Source organism: Pseudomonas sp. (assembly GCF_026224925.1).
GTDB lineage: Bacteria > Pseudomonadota > Gammaproteobacteria > Pseudomonadales > Pseudomonadaceae > Aquipseudomonas.
Window position 1 is genome coordinate 1 of record NZ_JAMFRV010000612.1, and the last position, 4,455, is coordinate 4,455.

Below are 4,455 nucleotides of genomic sequence, written 5' to 3' on the forward strand. Positions count from 1 at the left end.
GGGCGATTGGCCAGGTACTGCCTATTCTGCCGTTGCACCGTCTTGACGAAGAGCCGATGCGCCGTGCTGTTCTGCAAGATTTGACCTGTGACTCCGACGGTAAGATCAAGCAGTACGTCGATGAGCAGAGCATTGAAACCAGCTTGCCCGTGCATGCGCTTAACGAAGGCGAAGATTATTTGCTGGGAATTTTCCTGGTGGGCGCCTACCAGGAAATCCTGGGCGATATGCACAACCTGTTTGGTGACACCGACTCGGTGAACATCTACCAGAACGAAGATGGCAGTGTTTACCACGCCGGCATTGAAACCCACGACACCATTGAGGACATGCTGCGTTACGTGCACTTGTCGCCAGAAGAGTTGATGAATCATTACCGCGACAAGGTAGCCAGCGCCAACATCACCCCGCGCGAGCGAACCCAGTACCTGGACGCGTTGCGCCTTGGCCTGACACGTTCGTCGTACTTATCGTCTTGATTCCGGGCTACAGGTAAACCGCGTCACGGCATTCGCGAATGAATTCGCTCCCACAGTTTCTCGGCAAGACGCTGGAACTGGGGCAGTTCTCACATCCCAGAGGGAGCGAACTTGTTAGCGAATGCCGCCAACGCCCACAGGGCTTTGCCAGGCACGAAACTGTGGGCGCTGCCTGGATTCACCTGCAACCTGTCAGACGCGTCCTGTTCTTTTGTAGTCCGATTCCTGTTCTGCATTTTGGCCCTCTACTCCGAAGGATCTCTCAGCGAGAATCCCCGGTCGTCCCCCAGTAGAGAAACAGCCGATGTTCGATCCAGTCAGCGAACCCTTTTTTCGTCTGGATATTCCGAACCTGACCCAACCCCTTAACGTACTGTCGTTTAGCGGGAAGGAGGCGATCAGCACGCTTTTTGCCTTTGAGCTTGAAGTGGTCAGTGAATCCCCTGATTTAAATCTGCATAGCCTCATGTACCTATCGGCATGGTTAAGCTTCGCCGGGACTGAAGTCGGTATCAACGGCCAGATTCAAGGTGCGAGCCTCAGTCACAGGTGTTCGGGTGCCGGCCACTACCGCCTGAGCCTCGGGCCCCGGCTAGGCTGCCTTGGCCAACGCTACAATCAGCGAATTTTCCAAAACCTGTCGGCTCCGCAAATCATTGCGCGGGTACTTAAGGAGCATGGGATACACGCCGAGAACCTCCGTTTCGAGCTCAGCGGCACTTACCCCGAGCGCTTGTATTGCGCGCAACGTCACGAATCGGACCTTGAGCTTGTTCAGCGGCTGTGCGACGAGGAGGGTATCCACTACCATTTTCAGCATTCGAAGCTGCGTCATGTACTGGTGTTTGGTGACAGCCAAGGCGGATTTCGTCGAGGGCCAGCCTGCTTTTACGCCACCGCACCGGAGCCCATAAAATCTGGTGAGGCCAAGCCCGTCAGGCATCGGGTAGATCAATTCACGGTGAGCATCGCCAAGGGCGAGGACTTCAGGAGTCGAGCGCTGGAGCGAGCAGAAGGTGAAAGCACTTCGCCTTACTTACGTGCGGGGCTTTTACTGCCCTTGAGTGGGCATCCGCATAACGAATGGAATCATCTCTGGCTGCTGACTGAAGTACAGCACCAAGGCAGCCCCGTGCAGATGCTCGACCAGTTGTTCGTCGCTGATAGCAGCGCGTTGCCCTACCGTAATCATTTTCGGGCGACGCCTTGGGAAATTGGTTTTCGGCCCACTCTGCCTACCCCAAGGCCAAGGATGTTCGGTGTGCAACGTGCACGGGTAGTGGGACCGGTTGCTGGTCAAGTGTATTGCGATTCGTCAGGTCGAATCAGCGTGCAATTCGACTGGGAGCGACAAGGTGATGGTGCGCTCTACGCCAATTGCTGGGTGCCGGTGTCGACGGCGTTAACACGCGCCGATGAGCGAAGCACGCTGCCTCGGGTTGGAACGGACGTCGTGGTAAGTTTCATTCAGGGCGACCCCGACCGACCCTTGGTGACCGCGTGCATCGAACAAGACGATGTAACACTGGCCCTCAACGCCACGGGCGCAGAGTTCATCCGCGAGACAGGAACACCGGCTTCGCTTGGTTTGCGGTTAGATCCCCGGGCGTTTGTTGACGGCGAACGGAGGATAAACATGTCTCCCGGGATAACGTTAACGTTCGATGAGCACACCCGATTGTCGTTCTGCGTGGGTGAAAGTACCGTACAGATGGACAGCGACCGCCTGAATCTGCGCAGCACGCAGATTACTTTCGACGCGCAGCCTTTGTCGGTTGCAGGTGATAACGATGACGCTGCCAGCGCCGAGCCGGACTGTGACGCGTTATACCCGCGTGTCGACCAGATGATGGCGTTGCTGCGAGACAGCCATCCTTTAATTCTGCTGTGTCTATTGCCGTTGGGGGGCAGCTTCGCCCATTGCCAGCAGCACCCATGCAGTTGCCGGATAAAGACCGGGTTTGATGGACGGGTGGCTCAATGAACGACGACCCATGGCGTTATGCTCCAGCCCCTCACAATGGCTGGTTATTACTGGATACGCTTAGCATGCCGGGGCTGGTTGAGCAGTTCAAACGGCGCTTCAACGACAGTTACGCAGGGGACGAGTTGTTCGCGCACACCCCATTGCACAAGGTTCGTGGTCAAGGCCCATTGCTGATACGCATGGCGCCAGGTAGCCCATTGAGCCAGGCATTTCCGCAGGAGTCAGAAGATTGGCCCGGTTTGATAATCGTCTGCTCCGCGCCAAAGCAGCAATTGCTCGCGCATCTACGGCGCATGCTGACGGTCCGATTTGGCGAGCACCATAAAAGCCTGCTTACGTATTACAACGTACAAACCGCCAGCTATTTTTTCGACTCGATGGATGCGCAAGAACTCAGCATCTGGCTGGGGCCGATCGAGTCGCTGACCTGGTACGGCGGACCTTGGGGCGACAAAGTCGACGACACTCAAGGGCGACAGTTTGTGGTCAATCCCAATCTGGAAGTGCCCGCGCTAACCGACGAACCCCTACTCAGCCCAAGACAGCAAAACAAGTTGCAACAATGCCTGCTTGAGCATCACGCCTATACCTGGAGCTACGCCAACGGCAGCGATTATCGTGAAACACTTCACCACGTTCACGAAGGCCTGCGGCTTGGATTTAACATCAGCGCGGTGCTCGATAAATGGTTGGCGTTGCGGGCAAAGTTCCCATCCGCCGCAGTTCCATCGGACCTGTCTGGCGACACCCAGCAAGCGCGCTTCAAGGCACTGACTAACTATTGGCAGGGCGGGTGGTCGTAGCCATACTGGCCGCTCGCAATCATTGCGGTTGCCCAGATAGTTAATCGGTTCATCGCTCTCAACCATGGGGCAGTGCAGTGACACACAACGTATTCAAAGCAATGTTGGCCGGTTTCTTGGCGACTGTTCTTACTGCGTGTTCGCCCATCAATATTCTTAATGCGCTGACGCCTGGGAATACGTTTACCAAAGTTTCAGATATCGCTTACGGCGACGATCCGCGTAACAAATTGGACGTGTACACCCCCGTTGACGCCCCGACTAAGGCCCCAGTGGTGGTGTTTTTTTACGGCGGAAGCTGGAACAGTGGCTCCAGGGCTGACTATGGGTTTGTCGGCGAAGCGTTGGCGTCGCGGGGGATAGTCGTGGTGATCGCTGATTATAGGTTGTACCCACAAGTACGCTATCCGACCTTTCTTGATGACTCGGCGCGGGCGGTGGCGTGGTCGTTCCAGCATGTGCACGAATACGGCGGGGATACCCATCGTTTGTACGTGATGGGTCACAGCTCTGGGGCTTACAACGCTGCGATGGTCGCCTTGGACCCCAGGTTTCTCGCGAAGGTAGGGCTAAAGCCCTCAATGCTCCGGGGCTGGATTGGCCTGGCCGGTCCTTATGACTTCTTGCCGATAGACAACGAGGACGTGAAACCAGTGTTTTTCTTCCCGAACTCTCCGCCAGACTCACAACCGATCAACCATGTCAGTCGCCAGTCACCGCCCGCGTTATTGATCGCATCGAAAGACGACAACGTGGTGAACCCAACTCGCAATACCGGTGGTTTGGCTGCGCGTCTGCGGGCGGATGGCGTGCCAGTGCGCGAGCTGTATTTTTCCCGAACCGGCCACGCCACGCTGGTCGCCGCCATGTCGCGCCCGCTGCGTGGGTTGGCTCCAGTGTTGAATGACGTGGTTGATTTCATTCAGGCGGATCTGCCAGCGCAGCCTGTCGCGGCTCAATGACTTGAGGCAGCAAACCAGCCGTCGCTGCGGTTCAGGCGCCAGGCGACTACGCCCAGGGTTACGCCGCGCAACAGCATGAACAGAAGGAAGGTCATCCAAAGGCCGTGATTGCCAAGGTCTTTGGCGAACCAGGCAAAGGGCGCTATCAATGCCACGCTCAGCAGCATGGCATTGCGCATCTCCCGCGCTCGCGTGGCACCGATAAACAGGCCATCCAGCAGGTA

At 56.8% G+C, this 4,455-nt stretch carries 3 protein-coding genes and 2 pseudogenes; 4 read left to right on the forward strand and 1 reads right to left on the reverse strand.

Annotated features, from left to right (window positions below; all coding sequences use genetic code 11):
• From M0974_RS25530 to M0974_RS25545, 4 genes and pseudogenes are all read left to right on the forward strand, one after another.
• A pseudogene (locus tag M0974_RS25530) lies at window positions 1-479 on the forward strand (arginine decarboxylase); the annotation flags it as partial.
• 304 nt (window positions 480-783) lie between these two features.
• Entirely contained in the window at window positions 784-2,463 is a 1,680-nt protein-coding gene (locus M0974_RS25535) for a contractile injection system protein, VgrG/Pvc8 family (RefSeq protein WP_297843627.1), read from the forward strand.
• Window positions 2,460-3,269: a DUF4123 domain-containing protein gene (locus M0974_RS25540; protein ID WP_297843629.1), complete on the forward strand. Its 810-nt coding sequence runs from the start codon at window positions 2,460-2,462 to the stop codon at window positions 3,267-3,269. Before M0974_RS25535 ends, M0974_RS25540 begins: the two co-directional genes overlap by 4 nt.
• A gap of 101 nt (window positions 3,270-3,370) precedes the next feature.
• A complete protein-coding gene (locus M0974_RS25545; RefSeq protein WP_297843632.1) occupies window positions 3,371-4,231 on the forward strand; it encodes an alpha/beta hydrolase in 861 nt (286 codons plus the stop codon).
• On the opposite strand, the pseudogene M0974_RS25550 reads toward M0974_RS25545, so the two are convergent.
• Window positions 4,225-4,455, reverse strand: a pseudogene (locus tag M0974_RS25550) (MATE family efflux transporter); the annotation flags it as partial. The gene M0974_RS25545 and the pseudogene M0974_RS25550 overlap by 7 nt on opposite strands.